This window comes from Natronococcus pandeyae, from assembly GCF_008122205.1.
GTDB lineage: Archaea > Halobacteriota > Halobacteria > Halobacteriales > Natrialbaceae > Natronococcus > Natronococcus pandeyae.
Window position 1 is genome coordinate 87386 of record NZ_PHNJ01000001.1, and the last position, 19138, is coordinate 106523.

The 19138-nt window shown below is 65.4% G+C and carries 22 protein-coding genes; 15 read left to right on the top strand and 7 right to left on the bottom strand.

Annotated features, from left to right (window positions below):
* The first annotated feature begins 62 nt into the window (after positions 1 to 62).
* Together gpmI and CV102_RS00475 are read left to right on the top strand one after the other, a co-directional pair.
* Complete coding sequence (gene gpmI / locus CV102_RS00470) at positions 63 to 1586, top strand: 2,3-bisphosphoglycerate-independent phosphoglycerate mutase (RefSeq protein WP_148855726.1); 1524 nt, start codon at positions 63 to 65, stop codon at positions 1584 to 1586.
* A 99-nt stretch (positions 1587 to 1685) separates the two neighbouring features.
* Positions 1686 to 2969, top strand: a complete 1284-nt coding sequence (locus CV102_RS00475) for an O-acetylhomoserine aminocarboxypropyltransferase/cysteine synthase family protein (protein WP_148855728.1) — start codon at positions 1686 to 1688, stop codon at positions 2967 to 2969.
* Positions 2970 to 3086: 117 nt separating this feature from the next.
* On the opposite strand, the gene CV102_RS00480 is transcribed toward CV102_RS00475, so the two are convergent.
* Complete coding sequence (locus CV102_RS00480; RefSeq protein ID WP_148855730.1) at positions 3087 to 4037, bottom strand: D-2-hydroxyacid dehydrogenase; 951 nt, start codon at positions 4035 to 4037, stop codon at positions 3087 to 3089.
* Positions 4038 to 4218: 181 nt separating this feature from the next.
* On the opposite strand from CV102_RS00480, the gene CV102_RS00485 reads away from it, so the two are divergent.
* The 3 genes from CV102_RS00485 to CV102_RS00495 all read left to right on the top strand — a co-directional run bounded on the left by CV102_RS00485 (position 4219) and on the right by CV102_RS00495 (position 7147).
* Entirely contained in the window at positions 4219 to 5205 is a 987-nt protein-coding gene (locus CV102_RS00485; RefSeq protein ID WP_148855732.1) for a bile acid:sodium symporter family protein, read from the top strand.
* Between the two features lie 96 nt (positions 5206 to 5301).
* Positions 5302 to 6399, top strand: coding sequence for a hypothetical protein (locus CV102_RS00490; protein ID WP_148855734.1), 1098 nt, complete (start codon positions 5302 to 5304; stop codon positions 6397 to 6399).
* 358 nt (positions 6400 to 6757) lie between these two features.
* Positions 6758 to 7147 carry a DUF7522 family protein gene (locus CV102_RS00495; protein ID WP_148855736.1) on the top strand — a complete coding sequence of 130 codons (390 nt, stop codon included), beginning with the start codon at positions 6758 to 6760 and terminating at the stop codon, positions 7145 to 7147.
* Positions 7148 to 7149: 2 nt separating this feature from the next.
* Here CV102_RS00495 and CV102_RS25685 read toward each other — a convergent pair whose 3' ends face one another.
* Positions 7150 to 7296 carry a hypothetical protein gene (locus tag CV102_RS25685; protein ID WP_187432829.1) on the bottom strand — a complete coding sequence of 49 codons (147 nt, stop codon included), beginning with the start codon at positions 7294 to 7296 and terminating at the stop codon, positions 7150 to 7152.
* Between the two features lie 154 nt (positions 7297 to 7450).
* Here CV102_RS25685 and CV102_RS00500 point away from each other — a divergent pair, with 154 nt between their 5' ends.
* The gene (locus tag CV102_RS00500; RefSeq protein ID WP_148855738.1) at positions 7451 to 7975 is read left to right on the top strand and encodes a DUF5813 family protein; all 525 of its coding nucleotides are present in this window, start codon (positions 7451 to 7453) and stop codon (positions 7973 to 7975) included.
* Between the two features lie 258 nt (positions 7976 to 8233).
* Here the strand turns inward: CV102_RS00500 and CV102_RS00505 are convergent, their stop codons facing one another.
* Positions 8234 to 8464 carry an Lrp/AsnC family transcriptional regulator gene (locus CV102_RS00505; protein ID WP_148855740.1) on the bottom strand — a complete coding sequence of 77 codons (231 nt, stop codon included), beginning with the start codon at positions 8462 to 8464 and terminating at the stop codon, positions 8234 to 8236.
* 116 nt (positions 8465 to 8580) lie between these two features.
* Between CV102_RS00505 and CV102_RS00510 the strand changes: the two genes are divergently transcribed.
* From CV102_RS00510 to CV102_RS00520, 3 genes are all read left to right on the top strand, one after another.
* Positions 8581 to 9282 carry a potassium channel family protein gene (locus CV102_RS00510; protein WP_148855742.1) on the top strand — a complete coding sequence of 234 codons (702 nt, stop codon included), beginning with the start codon at positions 8581 to 8583 and terminating at the stop codon, positions 9280 to 9282.
* A complete protein-coding gene (locus CV102_RS00515; RefSeq protein ID WP_148855744.1) occupies positions 9282 to 9512 on the top strand; it encodes an Lrp/AsnC family transcriptional regulator in 231 nt (76 codons plus the stop codon). The genes CV102_RS00510 and CV102_RS00515 overlap by 1 nt, the downstream gene beginning before the upstream one ends.
* 456 nt (positions 9513 to 9968) lie before the next feature.
* Positions 9969 to 10325 (top strand): hypothetical protein, encoded by a 357-nt coding sequence (locus tag CV102_RS00520; RefSeq protein WP_148855746.1) that lies wholly within the window; start codon positions 9969 to 9971, stop codon positions 10323 to 10325.
* Positions 10326 to 10398: 73 nt separating this feature from the next.
* Here CV102_RS00520 and pdhA read toward each other — a convergent pair whose 3' ends face one another.
* Positions 10399 to 11445 carry a pyruvate dehydrogenase (acetyl-transferring) E1 component subunit alpha gene (gene pdhA, locus CV102_RS00525; protein ID WP_148855748.1) on the bottom strand — a complete coding sequence of 349 codons (1047 nt, stop codon included), beginning with the start codon at positions 11443 to 11445 and terminating at the stop codon, positions 10399 to 10401.
* 38 nt (positions 11446 to 11483) lie between these two features.
* Positions 11484 to 12110, bottom strand: a complete 627-nt coding sequence (gene tmk / locus CV102_RS00530) for a dTMP kinase (RefSeq protein WP_148855750.1) — start codon at positions 12108 to 12110, stop codon at positions 11484 to 11486.
* Positions 12111 to 12216: 106 nt separating this feature from the next.
* Between tmk and CV102_RS00535 the strand changes: the two genes are divergently transcribed.
* The 4 genes from CV102_RS00535 to cofG all read left to right on the top strand — a co-directional run bounded on the left by CV102_RS00535 (position 12217) and on the right by cofG (position 16731).
* On the top strand, positions 12217 to 13134 hold the full coding sequence (locus CV102_RS00535; protein ID WP_148855752.1) for a complex I NDUFA9 subunit family protein: 918 nt from the start codon (positions 12217 to 12219) through the stop codon (positions 13132 to 13134).
* A 421-nt stretch (positions 13135 to 13555) separates the two neighbouring features.
* The gene (locus tag CV102_RS00540; RefSeq protein ID WP_148855754.1) at positions 13556 to 14734 is read left to right on the top strand and encodes a tubulin/FtsZ family protein; all 1179 of its coding nucleotides are present in this window, start codon (positions 13556 to 13558) and stop codon (positions 14732 to 14734) included.
* A 138-nt stretch (positions 14735 to 14872) separates the two neighbouring features.
* Positions 14873 to 15541: a 2-phospho-L-lactate guanylyltransferase gene (gene cofC / locus CV102_RS00545; protein WP_148855756.1), complete on the top strand. Its 669-nt coding sequence runs from the start codon at positions 14873 to 14875 to the stop codon at positions 15539 to 15541.
* A gap of 35 nt (positions 15542 to 15576) precedes the next feature.
* On the top strand, positions 15577 to 16731 hold the full coding sequence (cofG, locus tag CV102_RS00550; RefSeq protein WP_148855758.1) for a 7,8-didemethyl-8-hydroxy-5-deazariboflavin synthase subunit CofG: 1155 nt from the start codon (positions 15577 to 15579) through the stop codon (positions 16729 to 16731).
* Positions 16732 to 16770: 39 nt separating this feature from the next.
* Here cofG and CV102_RS00555 read toward each other — a convergent pair whose 3' ends face one another.
* A complete protein-coding gene (locus CV102_RS00555) occupies positions 16771 to 17364 on the bottom strand; it encodes a hypothetical protein (RefSeq protein ID WP_148855760.1) in 594 nt (197 codons plus the stop codon).
* Between the two features lie 400 nt (positions 17365 to 17764).
* Here CV102_RS00555 and CV102_RS00560 point away from each other — a divergent pair, with 400 nt between their 5' ends.
* Together CV102_RS00560 and CV102_RS00565 are read left to right on the top strand one after the other, a co-directional pair.
* Entirely contained in the window at positions 17765 to 18301 is a 537-nt protein-coding gene (locus CV102_RS00560) for an Hsp20/alpha crystallin family protein (protein WP_148855762.1), read from the top strand.
* 180 nt (positions 18302 to 18481) lie between these two features.
* Positions 18482 to 18724, top strand: coding sequence for a hypothetical protein (locus CV102_RS00565; protein WP_148855764.1), 243 nt, complete (start codon positions 18482 to 18484; stop codon positions 18722 to 18724).
* 7 nt (positions 18725 to 18731) lie between these two features.
* Here CV102_RS00565 and CV102_RS00570 read toward each other — a convergent pair whose 3' ends face one another.
* Positions 18732 to 19004 carry a hypothetical protein gene (locus tag CV102_RS00570; protein ID WP_148855766.1) on the bottom strand — a complete coding sequence of 91 codons (273 nt, stop codon included), beginning with the start codon at positions 19002 to 19004 and terminating at the stop codon, positions 18732 to 18734.
* Positions 19005 to 19138: the final 134 nt, after the last annotated feature.

A 19138-nucleotide genomic window follows, 5' to 3' on the forward strand; every position in this document is an offset into this window, starting at 1 on the left:
AGGGGCGAACGCGGTGCCCGAACAACGACAGCTAGTTACGCCGGGCTGGTTACACGTCGGATATGGAAGCTGCGCTGATCATCCTCGACGGCTGGGGGCTCGGCGACGACACCGGACGCGACGCAGTCAAGGCGGCCGACACGCCGGCGTTCGACCGGCTGTCCGAGGCCGGCGCGAGCGGACGGCTCGAGGTCGCCGGCCGGCGCGTCGGCCTCCCGGACGGGCAGATGGGCAACAGCGAGGTCGGTCACCTCAACATCGGTGCCGGCCGCGTCGTCTACCAGGAGTATACCCGCGTGTCCGACTCGGTCGCGGACGGCTCATTCCGCGAGAACGCCGCCATCGACGGGGCGTTCGAGAGCGCCCGCGAGAACGATGGACGGGTCCACTTCGTCGGCCTCGTCAGCGACGGCGGAGTCCACTCGGATCACGAACACCTCCACGCGCTGATCGAACTGGCCGGCGACCGCGACGTCGAGGCCGTCACGCACGCGATCACGGACGGCCGGGACACCTCGCCGACCGGCGGCCGGGAGTACCTGGCCGAACTCGAGGAGGTCGTCGACGAGCACGGAACCGGCGACGTCGCCACCGTCTCGGGCCGGTACTACGCGATGGACCGCGACCAGAACTGGGAGCGCACCAAACAGGCGTACGACGCCATCGTGAACCGCGAGGCGAAGTACGAGGCGGCGTCGGCGGTCGAGGCTGTCGAGAACTCCTACGACCGCGGCGAGACCGACGAGTTCGTCGACCCCACACTGGTAACCGGTGGGCCGGCGCTCGAGGATGGCGATTCGGTCGTCTGGTTCAACTTCCGCTCGGACCGGGCGCGACAGCTCACCCGGATGCTCGCGGACACCCGGTCCGAGGACTGGGCTGACGAAATCGAGATCAGTCCCCCGGAGGCCGAGGTCGTCATGCTGACCCAGTACGACAAGACGTTCGACCTTCCCGTAGCGTACCCCCCGAACCAGCCCGAGAACGTGCTGGGCGAGGTGCTCGCCGACGCCGACAAGACACAGTTGCGAATCGCCGAGTCCGAAAAGTACGCCCACGTCACCTACTTCCTGAACGGCGGCCGCGAGGTCGAGTTCGACGGCGAGGTTCGGAAGATCGTCGAGAGCCCGGACGTACCGACCTACGACCGCCAGCCCGAGATGAGCGCGCCCGAAGTGACGAACACGGCGATCGACGGGATAGAGTCCGACGACCCGGACGTGCTCGTACTCAACTACGCCAATCCGGACATGGTCGGCCACACGGGCGACTACGAGGCGGCGATCCAGGCCGTCGAGGCGGTCGACACCCAGCTCGGGCGGCTCGTCGACGCGCTCGAGGCGGCCGGCGCTCACGTCCTCATCACTGCGGACCACGGCAACGCCGACGACATGGGCACCGAGGAGGATCCCCACACCGCCCACACCTACAACGAGGTGCCGTTCATTTACGTCGCGCCCGACGGCACGAGCGGTCACCGTTCGGTTCGCGACGGCGGGACGCTCGCAGACATCGCGCCGACGATCCTCGAGTTGATCGACCTCGACCAGCCCCCGGAGATGACCGGCGAGCCGCTGCTCGAGTAGCCTGCCGGCGTATTCGCCTCCTCGACCCGTCCGTGTCCGTCGGTTCCCCGAACATAATCGACTGGTGACTTTATTATTCGCGGGACTAAGTTCACGGCTATGAGCGACGACTCAGATCACCGATTCGCGACGAACAGCATCCACGCCGGCCAGGAACCGGATCCGACGACGGGCGCGCGAGCGCCGCCGCTCTACCAGACGACCTCCTACGAGTTCGAGGACACCGATCACGCCGCCGCGCTGTTCGGCCTGGAGGAGTTCGGCAACATCTACTCGCGGATCATGAACCCGACGAACGCGATGTTAGAGGAGCGCATCGCCGCCCTCGAGGGCGGCGTCGGCGCGCTCGCCACGTCGTCGGGGATGGCCGCCTTCGACCTCGCGACGTTCATCCTCGCGGACGTCGGGGACAACATCGTCTCCTCGTCGTCGCTGTACGGCGGCACCTACACCTACCTCACTCACACGGTCGCGAAGCGCGGCATCGAGACGAAGTTCGTCGACACGCTCGACTACGAGGCCTACGCCGAGGCGATCGACGACGACACCGCGTTCGTCCACCTCGAGACGATCGGCAACCCGGCGCTGGTCACGCCCGATATCGAGCGAATTGCTGACATCGCCCACGACCACGACGTGCCGCTGTTCGTCGACAACACGTTCGCGACGCCGTACCTCTGCCGGCCGCTCGAGCACGGCGCAGACCTCGTCTGGAACTCGACGACGAAGTGGATCCACGGCGCCGGCTCGACCGTCGGCGGCGTCCTCGTCGACGGCGGCTCGTTCCCGTGGGACGAGGGCGACTACCCGGAGATCTCCGAGCCCAATCCAGCGTACCACGGCGTCAACTTCTACGAAACCTTCGGCGAGCAGGCGTTCTCGATCGTCGCCCGGACTCGCGGCCTGCGTGACCTGGGCAACCAGCAGTCGCCGTTCGACGCCTGGGTCACGCTGCAGAAACTCGAGTCCCTGCCGCTGCGGATGGAGAAACACTGCGAGAACGCGATGGCCGTCGCGGAGTACCTCGAGGATCACCCAGACGTCGCGTGGGTCACGTATCCGGGACTCGAGAGCCACGAAACCCACGAGCACGCCAGCGAGTACCTCGAGGGGGGCTACGGCGGCATGATCACGTTCGGACTCGAGGGCGGGTACGACGCCGCCGAAACGGTCTGCAACGAGGTCGACCTGACGAGCCTGCTCGCGAACGTCGGCGACGCGAAGACGCTGATCATCCACCCGGCGAGCACGACCCACCAGCAGCTGACCGAGGAGGAGAAGCTGGCCAGCGGCGTCACGGACGACCTCGTTCGGCTCTCGGTCGGCATCGAGGACGTCGAGGACGTGATCGCGGACCTGGATCGGGCGATTTCGGCCGCCTGATCGCGACCGCGAGCGCGCCGTCGTCTTCCGGGAGCCGACGAAACCGACCGGACTGCGCCCGACGATAGCCCTGGAGCCGGCGTAACCGTCGCCGCGGCGGCGACGGATCGGTTCGACTCAGACGACCCGGTTCGTCATCTCCTCGCGGTCGCCCGCGACGAAGCGCTCGTAGTTCTCGCGAACGATCGCCGCGACGCGCTCGTAGTACTGTGGCGTCGATCCCGCCATGTGGGGCGTCACGAGGACGTTCGAGAGATCCCAGAGTGGCGACGATGCCGGCAGGGGCTCTTCCTCGAAGACGTCGAGTGCGGCGCCGGCGATGCGTCCCTGCTGGAGGCCCTCGGTCAGCGCCGCCTCGTCGGCGACGCCGCCGCGGGCGACGTTGACGAGAACCGCATCCTCGGGCATCGTCTCGAGGGCCGATTCGTCGATCAGTCCCCGAGTCTCGTCGGTCAGCGGGCAGGCGAGGACGAGGTAGTCGGCCCGCCGGAGCACCTCGTCGACCTCGTCGGCCGGGTAGGCGTCGTCGACCGCCTCGGGGACCGTCGAGAGGTCGCGTTTGGTACCGATCACGCTCGAGCCCACGGCGGCGGCGAGGTCGGCGACGCGGCCGCCGATCGCGCCGAGGCCGACGATCCCGACGGTTTTACTCGCCAGTTCGCCGCCCTCGGTCCGGCGCCAGACGCCCTCGTCCTGTTGATCGCGGGCGGTGAGCAGCTCCCGTTCGAACGTCAGCATCGAGCCGAGGACCTGTTCCGCGATCGGCTGGGCGTGGACGCCGGCGGCGGTGGTCAGGACGATGTCCGCCTCCTCGAGCGCCCCGAGGTCGTAGTGGTCGTAGCCGGCGCTGGTCGCCTGGGCCCACTCGAGTCGGTCGGCGCGCTCGCGCCACTCGGGCGGGAGTCGGGGCGTAAGGGCGACGGTCGCCGTCTCGAAGCCGGCGCGGGTTTCGGCGGGCGTCTCCGCGACCGTGATCGAGGCCCCGTCGAGGTCCGCGAGTTCGAACTCGAGAGTGGCTTTCGACTCGCTCGAGTACGGGTGCGGGATCAGGAGTTCGTGGTCGGCCATACCGTTCGGTGTGCGACGAGGGGAGTCGGATGTTTCGCTTCCGGTCCGTCGGCCGCGTCGCCGATTGTGAGCCGACCGGCCCTCGAGCAGCCGATTCTCGCGCTCGAGTGACGCAGCACTTATCGTGGTAAGCCGTCACCGGTAGTGATATGTTGTCGCACACGGGACGGGAGGGAGCGTCATGAGCGACGTCGGGACGCTCGAGCGGATCGGGCAGTTCACGAGCAAGTACTTCGTCGTCTGGATGCTGATCGCCTCGGCCGCGGCGCTGTACGCGCCCGGTGTCTTTGCGCCGGCCGGCGCGTACATCTCGCCGATCCTGGGGATCATCATGCTCGGGATGGGGCTGACGCTGACGCCGGCGGATTTCCGGCGCGTGTTAGAGCGACCCCGGGACGTCCTGATCGGATCGGCCGTCCAGTGGGTAGCGATGCCGCTGGCCGCCTACCTGCTCGTTCTCGCACTCGGCCTCCCCTGGGAGATCGGACTGGGGCTGCTGCTCGTCGGCGCGGCACCCGGCGGCACGGCGTCGAACGTGATGACCTACCTCGGTCGCGGGGACGTCGCGCTCTCGGTGACGATCACCTCGGTGACGACGATCGCCGCGCCGCTGGTGATGCCCGCGTGGGTGATCCTGCTGGCCGGCGAGTCGATCACGGTGACGTTCGGGGAACTGGCCACTCAGATCGTCCTGATCGTCCTGATTCCCGTCGTCGCGGGGCTCGTCATCCGATCGCTGCTCGACGCCTACGCGCCGACGGCGGCGAAAGTCGGACTCTCGATCTTCCCCGCGATCAGCGTCGTCGCGATCGTCGTCATCGTCGCGGCGATCGTGGCGCTGAACGTCGAGGAGATCTGGGCCGCGAGCGCGGTCGTCCTCCTCGCGGTCGTCGCCCACAACGCGATCGGACTGGGCGCCGGCTACGGCGTCGGCCGGGCGACCGGCATGTCCGAAGATCGCTCGCGGGCCTGTGCGTTCGAGGTCGGCATGCAGAACAGCGGACTGGCGGTGGCGCTGGCGGTCGCGTTCTTCGACCCCATCGCGGCGTTGATCCCCGCCCTGTTCAGCGTCTGGCACAACGTCAGCGGGTCGGCGCTCGCGAACTACTTCACCCGGAGCGAGGGCGGTCCGGTGGCCGACCACGAGCGGTCGGTCGGCGCGGACTGAACGCGAATCCCGCACCACCGACCGACCACGATCGGTGAAACAGCCGTTTGACCTTACGGGAAAGCTTTCAGTCGATCTCTCGTACTCTCAGGCGAGATGAACCGACGCACCGCTCTGACGCTGTCCGGAACCGCGGCCACGACGCTGCTCGCGGCCGGCTGTCTCTCGGATGTCGGCGACGCCGACGATCCCGGCGGAACCGGTGAAACCGAGGACGACGAAAACGGCGACGAGGACGAGTCCCGGTACGTCGTCGCGCTCGAGGATGCGCCGCTGACGGACGAGACCGAGCACGCGCGACTCGAGGTCGACCTCGTCGATCCCGAAGTCGCGCCCGGCGATCCCGCGCAGTTCTCGGCTACGTTGACGAACGCAACCGACGAGACGCTCGTCGTCAGCTCCGGCGCGCCCTCCCCGTTCGGGGTCGTCTGGGCGTCTCCGGCGGACGGGGACGGCCGCTCGAGCGGCCTCACGCTCTGGTCCGACGCCTACGAGGAGTCCTCGCACGTCGGCACCGACGGGAAGCGCGTCGAGGGTGTCAACGATATCGCTCTCGTGGAAGAACTCGAGGCCGGCGAAACGGTCGAGCGGACGTTCGAACTCCACCTCGAGACGCCGGCCCTCGAGGTCGGCGAGTACGAGGCCGAAATCGGGTGCGGAGTCGGCCCCGAAGACGGCGACAGCGAGGGTATCGGCGTCGCGCTCTCGTTCTCGATCGAGCGCGGTGGAGACGAGCACGACGGGGACGAGAACGAGGAAGACGGGAACGAGAACGAGCACGAGGACGAACCCGGAGCCCTCGCGTACGAGGTCGCGGACGAGGTGCCGTCGCTCGACCCCGACGCCGACGTTCCCGGCGGAACGCGCGGCGACGTCGTGCTCGTCCTCGAGAGCGAGGCCGAAGCGACCGAAGCGTTCGAGAGCGCCGGCGCTGATACGTTCGTCGCCGAGACGGCGTTCGAGACGGAGACGCTGGTCTACGTCCAGACCGAGGCGCCCCAAACGTGTTACCGGACGGTGATTCGATCGCTCTCCTGGGAGGACGATACCCTGGCCGGGCGCGTCGCGCTCGAGCGGACGGCCGACGACCACGAGCCCTGCGGCGAGGCGATCACCTACCCCGCGGCGCTCGCTCGCGTCGCGACCGGCGCCCGGAGCGTCGAGGCCACGGACCTCGAGTTTCTCGAAGACTGAGACAGTCTGCTGTAAGTCGTTCCGCGCACCCGGGACCCGCCCTCCGTGTGCGCCGGTAAACAGTTACAGCAGTCCGTATGAATCCTCGGCCAGTATCGCCGACGGTATTCAGCGTACACCGACTCGCCGAGAGAGTCGAACACCACGAAAGCCCCTGGGCCGCTTTCAGTCCCGCCCGAGTCGGGTGCCCGGCCAGCCACCGCGGGTGGGACTGAAAGGGGCTTGGTGGTGGTCTCACCGGACGCTGAGTACTCACGGTGTTATTTGAACACGGCCGTGTCGGCCACTCGTATCAGCGTCCGGTCCGCAGTTCTCCGGTCATCGACTATTAAGGTCTGGCAGGACCAACAGGTCGGTAATGACCTCGGGGTTGCTCCAATCAGAAACCGCGGACCAAGTCGTGACCACCGCCCGGACTGCCGTCGGAGACAGTCTTCGATCGGTCACCTACTTTACACGCGACGACTACGAACAGCTGTATCTCCGGGACGACCTGGAACGCGACGCCGACCTCTCGACGTTCATCGGCCACGAGTGGCGCGGGTTCAAAGTCGCACAGAGTGCCTACGAGGGGTCGGAGCTCGGCGAGTATCGCTACACGATCCGCGTGTTCGACAACGGCTTCCTGATCCGCATCACCTCGGAACGCGAGGGCGTGTTCGTTACGACTGACGGGCTGACGATCAAGGATTTCGAAGAAACCGCGACCGCGATCAGCTCGGTTCTCGAGGAGCGAAACCGCTCCTGACGTCAGTCGTCTTCCCGGTTCTCGGTCGTCGTCGAGAGCGTATCCGCGTCGCGTTCCCCACCGATCGGTAAGCCGGAGCCGAGTTCGCCGTCGATTCCGAACAACCGCGCGAATCGTCGACGATCTGCAACGTGTTTATCGAGACTCATGCCGGCTCAAAACGGGTGTCGCTGATATAGTTATACAGCACATTTTCGCAGAAACACGGAACTTCCCGGTGAAACGATCCCGGCCCGTGTCAGTGATTTTCGTGCAGTATCCACAGCGTAACACCCTTTTTCGACACGCACGTTACGTCCAGCAATGACCGAACTGCCAGCGGCCGTCGAGCGCGAACTCGAGTCCCACGACGCCTTTCGGGCGACCGAAGACGGATACGACCTGACGACGACGGTCTTCGAGACGACCGTCACGGCGACCGGCGCGGAGGGGAAACGCGACGGGCGCTTCCACGTCACCGTCACGCTCCCGTCGCTCGACGCCGCGGTCGCCGACGAGACCGTCGCACCCGTCGTCGAGAACGGCTGGTTCGAGACCCTCGAGCGCCGTCTCGAGGACACGTTCGCCGTCGCGCACACCAGCACGCACGAGGAGCCGGCCGTCGATCGCGAGGGCGAGGACGTTCACGTCACGCTCGAGTACGTCGCCTGGGACGCCGGAGAGGGCGTCGACGACGCCAAAACCCTCATCGAGTACGTGGAGGGAACCTACGCGCAGGGGATCATCCCGGGCTACGAGTACCGCGGTCCGGCGGCGACGCTGCTCGAGAACGCCCAGGACCACGGTCAGGAGGCCAGCGAGGGCGGCAGCGGCGGGATGCCGATGTGAGAGCGTCTCGAGATTCTGGATGCAAATGGCCGGGAGCACGCTCGCCGTATACAGCGAGCGTGTGACCCGGGGAAGGGCAGGCTGCCCACCGTGTTACGCCGCGAGCGAACGCAGTGAGTGAGCGGGCCGACGACTGACGTGGAGAACGCTTCGCGTTCGGAACGGAAGGAGGAGTGCTTTTGATCGAAATTTTGCCGAGGGACGTCGCGCTGGCGGCGACGCCGCCAGCGCGGCAGACCGCAGCGCAAAATTTCGTCCCTAGTCCATCGCGATATACGTCTTCGTATCGGTCACACCCTCGAGACTCTGCATATCCGTCGAGACGGCCTTGAGAACCTCGTAGACTTCTTCGGTGTCGACCTCGGCGATGATGTCGTAGTTGCCCGCGACGATGTGAGCCTCGACGACGGGCTCGATTTCCCTGATCGACGCGAGCAACCCCTCGGACTTTCCAGCGGCCGTCTTAACCATGATGAACGCGTGAACCATCTGTCTCGACGGTGTGGTACAGTTTCGCATGACTAAAACTTTTGTGTCGGCCTCTCGGGAGGTGGTATGGGAACCCAGGGCAAACTTATTGGCGGGGGCGAGCGTACCTCTCGTTCATGCGGTTCGTGATCATCGGTGCCGGACGAGTTGGCCTGCGCACAGCGCGTGTCTTGCGCGAGGAGGGACACGAGGTGACGATCATCGAACGAGACGATGCGATGGTACGGCGTGCCCGGAACCAGGAGTTTACCGTCGTCGAGGGCGACGGCTCCCAGGAGTCGGTTCTCGAGGAGGCCGGCATCAAAGAAGCCGACGCGCTGGGTGCGCTGACCGGCGACCTGAACGTCAACTTCACGGCCTCTATGATCGCCAAACACCACGGCTGCCGAACGGTCATGCGCATCGACGAGGCCTACCGCGAAGGGATCTACCGCAAGTACGCCGAGGAGGTCGACGAGATCATCTACCCCGAACGGCTGGGCGCGATCGGAGCGAAAAACGCCCTGCTCGGCGGCACTATCCGCGCCATCGCGGACATCGCACCGCACCTGCAGGTCGTCGAACTCACGCTCACCCAGGAGGCGCCGATCAACGGCTACACGATCAGCGAACTGGAACTCCCCGCCGACGCGACCGTCCTCGCCTTTGGCAAGCGCGACGATCCCCTCGAGATCCCCTCGGCGGACGAGTCCCTCGAGACCGGCGACCGACTCGTCGTGCTGGCGGACTACGAGGTGTTGAGTCAGGTTAGACAGCTCATCGTCGGTGAGACGGCGAACCAGGCGATGGCGAACGCGGGCGCTGGAGGTGTCAACTGATGGTTACAGCATTCATCATGATCAAAGCGAACACGGGCGAGGCGGACCGGCTCAGAACCAATATCGAATCGATCGAGGGCGTCGAATCCGCTCACATCGTCGCCGGCGACGTTGACATCATCGCGAAGGCGACGGTCGACACGCCCGCTGCGGTCAAGAACATCGCGGCGACGGAGATCCAGGGAATTAGCGGCGTCGAGGACACGCAGACGTATATCGCGATGGACTAAGAACGAACTTTTTCTCTGCGTGCGGTCGCTTCGCGACCGCACTCGGAAAAACTTCGATGAAAAGCACCGGAAGACGTTCCGACTTGCTCACTTCGTTCGCTGCGTGGGCTGCGGCTTCCGAGCCTTCGTTCACTCCGTTCACGAAGGCACTCCTCCTTCCGTTCTCTCACTCCTTAGCTCACGGCTTCGCCGTTCGCCTTTCCGCGGCGCTTCGCGCCGCGCAGTCGCTCGTTCACATCAGTCGTCGGCCCGCTCGCTCACTGCGCTCGCTCGCGGCAGAGTGCGGTGAACGGCCTGCCCTTCCCCGGGTCGCGAGATCCACTGCTGACTGTGGTGGATCTCGCTCCCGGCCATTGCGGACGGATCGAGTGCTCCGTGATTGCTGCGCCCGATCCTCGCCTCGAGCCTGCTTGCTGAGGCCGTAGCCCTTTCAGGTTAACAATGGTACGACTACACATGGCAGACGACCAGCCAGACTACCTCGAGGACCCGCCCGAAATTGACTGGCCTAAAGAGGAGGAGACCCCGACGAACGACGATCTCGGTCCCGCGTCAGAGGACGACCTCGAGTTGGTCGGGATGGCGAGTACGGCCGTCCTCGTTCACAGCGCCGAGTCTTCGATGCTGTACCACGGCGAGGTGAACGAGGACGGCCGCGTCACGCCCAGGTTCGACGACGAGGTCGACGCCGACACCGGAGACGACGGCTCGCTATCGGATGCGATCAGCGATCTCGGGGACCGACTCGGCTGGGACTCGCTGACCGACTACGGCCGCGAACACTGGAGCGGACAGGAGCCGCCAGAGGAGTGAAACTCCCGTCGGTGAGTTGCGAAAGGACTGAATCGCGCCCGATCAGACGGGTAGTTCGCCGGCCGTCGCCCGATCAGTGCTCGAGTTCCTGAATCTCTTCTCGAGACGCGAACTCCTCGAGCCACGCCCGCTGCGTGTCGAGTCGCGGCGGAACGTCGTCGTAGACCGGTTCGAAGACCTCTCCGGGCTCCGGTACGGGAGTCGACTCGGCGATCTCGACGGCCTCCTCGAGTTCCGCCTCGGCTTCTTCCCGGACCTCCTCGGCGAACGCGTCGTCGAGTACGCCCTGCTCGCGGAGGTACGACTCGTAGCGCTCGAGGGGGTCCGCGGTGCGCCAGTCGGGAAGATCCTCTTGCTCCTCGCGGTAGCGCGAAGGGTCGTCGCTGGTCGTGTGCGCGCCCTGGCGGTAGGTCAGGCTCTCGACGAGGACGGGTTCACCGTCGCGAGCGCGCTCGAGGGCGGCTTCGGTGAGCTCTCGAACGGCGAGCGGGTCGTTGCCGTCGACGCGAACGCCCTCGAAGCCGTAGGCCTCGGCCTTCTGGGCGATAGTTTTGCTTGCAGTCTGGCGCTCGCGCGGCAGCGAGATCGCCCAGTGGTTGTTCTCGCAGAAGAAGACGACGGGCGCCTCGAAGACGCCGGCGAAGTTCAGTCCCTCGTGGAAGTCACCCTCGCTCGTCGCGCCGTCGCCGAAGTAACAGCAGATCGCCTCCTCTCTGCCGTTGTAGTTCGCGGCCATTCCCAGCCCCGCCGCGTGGGGGATCTGGGTCGCGATCGGCACTGCCTGGGGAAAGACGTTCAGGTCATGATCGGACGTGTATTCGGGGTAGCCCCGGCGAAAGAGCAGAATGTCGCTCATCGGAACGCCGTGCGCGATCTGCATCGCGTTCGACCGGTAGGTCGGCACGAGCCAGTCGGCGTCCGCGAGTGCGTGTGCGGCCCCGACCTGGGAGCCTTCCTGGCCCTTGTAGGGCGGGTAGCCGCTCATCCATCCTCGCCGCTGGAGGGCGAGTGCGCGCTCGTCGAACCGACGCGTCCGAACGACGTCACGGTAGATTTCGAGGGCCTCCTCGACGGATACCTGCGTGTCCTCGAGGGCGGTCTCACCGATCACGCGGTGCATGCCACGAGCGTTGCAGGGAGCGGTGAAAGTGATTCCGGTTACTCGTCCCCGGTATCGGCCTCGTCCTCCTCGAGCGCGCTCGCCAGCACGTCCTCGACCCGCTCGAGGACGACCTCCGGCGGCTGTGTCGCGTCCACCCGGACGAATCGGGCCGGATCGCGGTCGATCAACCGTTCGTAGTTGTCCCGGACGCTGGTGAGGTACTCGGCGCGCTCGAACTTGTTCGTCGTCCCCGCGCGGGCGGCGGCGGTCTCCGGATCGAGATCGAGGTAGATCGTCAGATCGGGTTCGATCGAGAACGCGCGGTGAATCCCGACGACGTACTCGAGCGGGCGGGTGATTCTCCCGTCTTCGGCCAGCGTCGCTCCCTGGTAGGCGTACCGAGAGTCCGAGTAGCGGTCCGAGATGACGAGGTCGTCGCGCTCGAGGGCGGGTTCGATCACTCGCGAGAGGTGGTCGGCGTGGTCAGCCGTATACAGGAAGAGTTCGGCGAGCGGGTCGGCACCGTCGTCCTCGATCGACCGGTAGACGGCCTCTCCGTACCACGATCCTGTCTCCCCGGAGGTGGGCTCCGTAGTGAACGTCGCGTCCGGGTAGACGTCGTGAAGTGCCTCCCAGACCGTCGTCTTGCCGCTCCCGTCCAGTCCCTCGAGCGTCACGAGCATACTCCCAGGTCGCGCAGGTAGATACAAGGCTCTGACGTCATCGGCTCGCGCCACCCTTACAATGTAGCCGTCCACCTATTTACCGCTCGCAACTGGTACGTTAGATATGAACGTTCTCGTCGCTGGTGGAACCGGCTTCATCGGCACCAATCTCTGTACGGAACTGGTCGAGCGCGGCCACGAGGTGACCGCCCTCTCTCGCGACCCGAGCGGCGCCGACCTCCCGCCGGGTGTCGACCGGGCGATGGGCGACGCCAGCGCCTACGATTCGATCGTCGACGTCGTCGACGGCCACGATGCCGTCGTCAACCTCGTCTCGCTGTCGCCGCTCTACCAGCCCCCCGAGGGAACCAGCCACCGGGACGTCCATCTCGAGGGGACGAAAAACCTCGTCCGGGCCTGCGAGGAGCACGGCGTCGACAGGTTCGTCCAGATGAGCGGACTCGACGCGGATCCGGACGGGGCGACCGAGTTCCTTCGCGCCAAGGGCGAGGCCGAGTCGGTCGTCACCGACTCCGACCTCGAGTGGACGATCTTCCGCCCCTCGGTCGTCTTCGGTGACGGCGGCGAGTTCGTCGAGTTCGCGAAGAAAGTGACGACGCCGTACGTGACGGGGCTCCCCGGCGGTGGCAAAACCCGATTCCAGCCGATCTGGGTGGGTGACCTCGTCCCGATGCTCGCAGACGCACTCGAGGAGGACGACCACGTCGGCGAGACGTACGAGATCGCCGGTCCGCAGATCGTCACGCTCGCTGACGTCACCGAACTCGCCTACGAGGCAGACGGAGAGTCCGTCACCATCGTTCCGATCCCGATGGAACTGACGAAACTCGGGCTCGCGGCCGTCGATTCCATCCCCTTCGTTCCGTTCGGTCCGGACCAGGCTCGGTCCCTCGAGGTGGACAACACCGTCGCCGAGAACGATATCGCCGCCTTCGGCGTCGACCGGGACGACCTGCTGCCGATCAGAGCGTATCTCGGCCTCGAGACGAGCGGGGCCCGCCCCAGCCATAGCAACAACTGAAACGGTTTCCACACCGATCGCGCTGTCCGCGGTTCTCGCTTGTGTCGCTCACGGGTCGTTCCTCCCCGTTTGCGTTGCGCGGTTCTCACTCACTTCGTTCGCTCCGAACCGCGCTCGCTCCGAACCGCGCACGTTCCGAACCGCGCTCGCTCCGAACCGCGCTCCCATCGTGTGATCGGGTGTGCACTGACTTTCAGTGGCTACTATAGGCGGCCGTCGACGTTTTTCTGCGAAGTAACTGCCAGTTCACAAACAAGAATAATACTGATAAGACAGCGCCACTCGATCGACACTCCCCTCGAAAAGCCGCTGCAGTATTGCGATTTCATTCAACGTTCAGCTAATACTGATATTCAGCTCATCACAAGACTTATGTTCTCTATCACACTGGTACCAATTCAACGGAGCCCCCTGATAATCAATGAAGCTGGCGATGATCGGATTCGGACAGGCCGGTGGCAAAATCGTCGATCGATTCCTCGATTACGACGATCGGACGAACAGCGGGATCGTCCGCGCGGCAGTCGCGGTCAACTCTGCGAAGGCAGACCTCATCGGTCTCGAGAATATTCCACAGGAGAATCGCGTACTCATCGGCCAGGCCCGGGTAAAGGGCCACGGCGTGGGTGCGGACAACGAACTCGGCGCGGAGATCGCCGAGGAGGACATCGACGAAGTTCAGAACGCTATCGACGCGATCCCGACCCACGAGGTCGACGCGTTCATCGTCGTCTCCGGAATGGGTGGTGGCACCGGTTCCGGCGGCGCTCCCGTCCTCGCAAAACACCTCAAACGGATCTACACGATCCCCGTCTACGGACTCGGCGTGCTTCCGGGAACGGACGAGGGCGGGATCTACACGCTCAACGCGGCCCGCTCGTTCCAGACGTTCGTTCGCGAAGTCGACAACCTGCTCGTCTTCGACAACGACTCCTGGCGGCAGACGGGTGAGTCCGTCGAGGGTGGCTACGACCAGATCAACGAGGAGATCGTTCGTCGGTTCGGAATCCTCTTCGGTGCTGGCGAGGTCGGCGAGGGACAGGACGTTGCCGAGAGCGTCGTCGACTCCTCCGAGATCATCAACACCCTCTCGGGTGGTGGCGTCTCGACGGTCGGCTATGCGAGCGAGGACGTCGAACTCGATACGAGCGGCGGCCTCCTCTCCCGGTTCACCGGCGGGGAGCAGGGCGACGACGGTCTGGACGCGGCGAATACGACTAATCGGATCACGAGCCTCGTTCGCAAGGCCGCACTCGGCCGCCTCACGCTTCCGTGTGAGATCGAGGGCACCGAACGCGCCCTGCTCGTGCTCTCCGGTCCGCCGGAGTACCTGAACCGGAAAGGCATCGAACGCGGGCGGAAGTGGCTCGAGGAGGAAACCGGCAGCATGGAAGTTCGCGGTGGCGACTTCCCGCGCCAGGAGCCGGAGGTGTCGGCCGCAATCTTGCTCTCGGGCGTGACGAACGTTCCGCGGATCAAGCGCCTTCAGCAGGTTGCGATCGAAGCACAGGACAACATCGACGACATCCAGGCCGATAGCGAGGAGAATCTCGAGGAACTCGTCGAGGACGACGAGGACGAACTCGAGCCGCTGTTCTAGGCCGGTCGTCCTCGCGGATCGATCATCGACAGTGCCCGTGTCCGTGCCGGGGGGCACGCGGTGGGTATCGCGTCGTCGCCGTCGTCGATCTCGGGAGTCCGACGTTCTTTTGAGCGCGTACTGGCAAGCACAGCTACGATGCACGTCGTCGTTCCGTTCGCCGCCGAGACGCCGAAAACACGCCTCGCGCCGGTACTGGCGCCCGAGGAGCGATCGGTGTTCGCGCGGGCCATGCTCGAGGACGTGCTAACCGCGATCGAGGCGACCGGCCACGAGACTACTGTCGTTTCGACGGCCCCGCTCGAACGCGACGCGGCGCGCTCGGCGACGGTAGTCGTCGACGACCGGCCGCTGACGGCGGCGGTCAACGCTCGGCTTCCGACGAGCCGCGAGGACGAACCCGTCGCCGTCGTCATGGCCGACCTCGCGCTGACGACGACGGAGGCACTCGAGCGCCTGTTCGCCACCGGCGGCGACGTCGTGATCGCGCCCGGACGCGGCGCTGGGACGAACGCACTCGTCGTGCGCCACCCCGAGTTTCGGGTGGACTACCACGGCGGTTCGTATCTCGATCACCGCGAGATCGCCGCCGAGATCGGGGCCGACCTCGAGACGATCGACTCGTTCCGACTCGGCACGGACGTCGACGAACCGGCTGACCTCGTCGAAGTGCTCGTTCACGGGACCGACCGCGCCCCCGCCTGTCTTCGGGACCTCGGCTTCGAACTCGACACCAGCGACGGGCGCGTCGGCGTCGTTCGCGTCGAGGACGCCGTGTCGAGCGAGCGGCGCTCCGAGTCAAAGTGAAGGTATTATGTGCGGAGCGACGACACTCCGAGGTAATGCTTCCCGGCGCGAGCGAGTACGGCGTCGAACTCACGATCGACGACGCGGCCGTCGAGCGCCTGCTCGCGGTGGATCCTGCCGACGTCGAGACACCGCCGGAGCTGAGTTTCGCGCGGAACGTCTTCGTTCCGCTGACGACCGCCTGCCGCTACACCTGCACCTACTGCACGTACTTCGATCCGCCAGGGGAGGCCTCGCTGCTCTCGCTCGAGGAGGTCCGTGACATCTGCGAGCGCGGCGCCGACGCGGGCTGTACGGAGGCGCTTTTCACCTTCGGCGACGATCCGGACGACCGCTACACCGAGATCCACGACCAGCTCGAGGAATGGGGCCACGACTCGATTCATTCGTATCTGCGCGAGGCCTGCGAGGTCGCACTCGACGTCGGCCTGCTCCCGCACGCGAATCCCGGCGACCAGACGCGCGAGCAGATGGAGACGGTCGCCGACGTCAACGCCAGTATGGGCGTGATGCTCGAGACGACCGCTGACGTAGGGGCTCACGCCGGACCCCGGAAGAAGGAACCGGGCCAGCGCTTGCGAACGATTCGGAACGCCGGCGAACTCGACGTCGCCTTTACTACCGGGATCCTCGTCGGGATCGGCGAAACGTGGCGCGATCGGGCGGAGAGTCTCCTCGCGATCCGGGAACTGCACGAGCGCTACGACCACATCCAGGAGGTGATCGTCCAGCCCGTCGCCGACAACGAACGCTGGTCGGGTGGCGGCCCGAGCCTCGAGACGATGCGCCGAGTAACGGCGATGGCCCGCGTTGCCTTGCCTGAAGAAGTGTCGGTGCAGGTGCCGCCGAACCTCGCACCCGCCCGCGAGCTGATCGACTGCGGCGTCGACGATCTGGGCGGGGTCTCGCCGGTCACCGACGACCACATCAACCCCGACTACACGTGGCCCGCGCTCCGGGAACTCGAGGAGATCGCCGAGGAGGCGGATGTACCGCTGCGAGAGCGGCTACCGGTGTACGAGCGATTCCTCCCGAGCGATCTGCGAACCGACGGATTCGACGGACGTCCCGCCGACGGTACCGATGCGGGGAATCGTCGGTGGATCTCGTCGACGATCCGGACGGCCCTCGAGGCCGACGGCGATGCGGGCCGGCGGTATCGGGCGGTGCTCGAGGGCGACGGATACTGACCGGCGATAAAACGTCGAAAACGGAAGATATCGCTCTTCTCAGGGGTCGAGCAGGCCTGCAACCGCACAGAGCAGGTTACCCAGCAGGTTCCCCTGCCCGGCGACGGCCGTCAGGTCGATGTCGATCGTCTCCGTCGTAAGCTGGAGGCCGAGCAGGTCGAGGAAGATCGGTTCGATCACCAGCTCGAGGATCGGACACTCGCCTACCTCGTCGGGGCTCAGAATCCCGAGGACGTCCTCGAGCAGTCCGAGGACGACCTCGAACGTCTCGTTGATCTGCTCGGTCGGATTGCTCGAGAGCGTTCCCCGCAGTCGTCCGCTCGCGACCAGTTCGTCGGCGTCGTTTTGCTCGATATCCTCGAGCACGAGTTCGCCGTCGAACGTCGCATCCTCGCCCGGCGTGAACGCTGACGGGACGTTCTCTTCGTACTCTCCGGTATCGAACGTACCTGCCCGTTCGACGTCGAATCTGAGCCGGCGGAAGTTGCTCCCGCCCTGGCCCTGACCCTTACCCTGACCTTGCGCTGCAGCCGATCCGCTCGCACCCGCGATACCGGCACCCGCGAGTCCCGTTGCGGCGAGCGTTTTCAGCACAGTCCGTCGATCGTCGTTCGTGATGTCTTCATCAGTCATCAAACTCACGCGCTGTGATAGCGCACTCACCTCGGCAACGGAACTTTCAATAAACACTCTGCTTGCGCGGACTATTGTGCTTCTACGAAAGATATAATTCCAATATTGTTACATTCAACGAGAGTGAAACAGTATATTTTCACACTTTCTCGACAAGACGACGTTCGAATACAGGTTGGCTGTGTTCGGACGTTACTCGAGTCGGCAGGCCGATGACCGAATAGGGAACGCTACCGGTAGGTGCTCCAGTACGGAACCCCCGAGTATCGGAGCGGTTCCGGTGACAACCCTCTCGTCTCGTACCGGACGGCTTATGATGGACTGGCACGAAATTCCATGACATGGTGGAACATACCACGACACCATCGTCCGAAATTCGAAACAGCGGAGCTGATTCGCCATGAGCGACGATCAATCGTCGGGTGAAGACGACGACGATTCGGATCGACCTCCCGATGACGAGAGAACCGACTCGAGCGGCTTCCACCTCGAGGCCGGACTGCGGCCGTTGTCCGACATTCTGGGTAGCCTGTTCGATGTTACCGTCACCGACGTCCCACCACCGCCGTCAGAATCGACCGACCAGTCGGCCCCAGAGGACGAAACGCGACGACGATTCGAAGACGAACTACAGCAGTCGTCCGATCACGATCGGACGAGTCGACCCCGAACGAAGCGTCGACGGGCGCCCTCCTCCGACGAGTACCTGATCGATACCCGCCGCGAGGATGGGGAGTTCGTCGTCACCGCGGATATCCCCGGTGCGAACGTGGACGACCTCTCTGTCGGAATCGACCCCGTGACGAACGAACTGGTAATCGGCCTGAGCGGATCCGTCCTCGACCGCGTCGACCCACCCTGGCGATCGATCGAGGCGACCCGAGTGCGGTTCAAGAACGGTATCCTCGAGGTCCGACTGCGACCGGACGAGCCCTGAGCCGGATCGCGACGGTTCAGTCGGCGCCGGTCCGCGCCGCTCGCGTCCTCCGGCAGTGCTGTCGAAGGAACTACCGGCAACGCGGAGGACAGGCATCGAACGGCACAGAAACGACCAGTCCGGTGGAGGTATCAGTAATTCGCCTGAGAGCTATATTTCCGTTCGCGTCGTAGTTCTCGTATGAACAGTGAAACGATCGCGTTCGGCGTCCCGTTCGTCGGCTTGCTCCTCGGCAGCGGTATTCTCGTGTCCGGACTCTTCCTGGGTGGCCTGACCCTCGTCCCCGTACTCGGCGGGGCGCTCGGCATGCTTAGCATCGCCGCGCTCGCACTCGCGGTCGCCCGCGCCGCGAGCGACGGGCCGTCGGTTACCCTCACCGACCGCGAGAGCGGCGAGTCTCGACACGTTCGAAAGGCGAAGTGAGCGCGAATCAAGTAATCCGATACTGATTTTCGGCCGTCCGCTCGAGCGTGGCTGGCTCGTGCAGCGTCACGACACGACCGGTCGGGTTCGGCTCGATCGCGGCGTCTGCGTCGACTGACTCGAGCGTGCCCAGTAGCTGTGCCTTCGGTCCGCTCTGGGTCGCGCCGCAGTCGTAGACGGTGAGCAGCCCGCGCTCCCCGTCCTCGCGCTCGTAGACGACGAGATGGGCGTGGTTCGGCAGGTGCCAGGCTCGGTCGCCGATCTCGCGGAGGTGATTCACGGCTGTGTGCACGCGCGGAAAGTGGAAAAGGCCACGGCGAGTCGACGTCGGTCGGCGAGTTCGCTCATAGGGTCGGTCGTAAGTCATTTCCGGTCGTTCGGCACCCCACTCTGGCGAACGACCGATAAACAGTT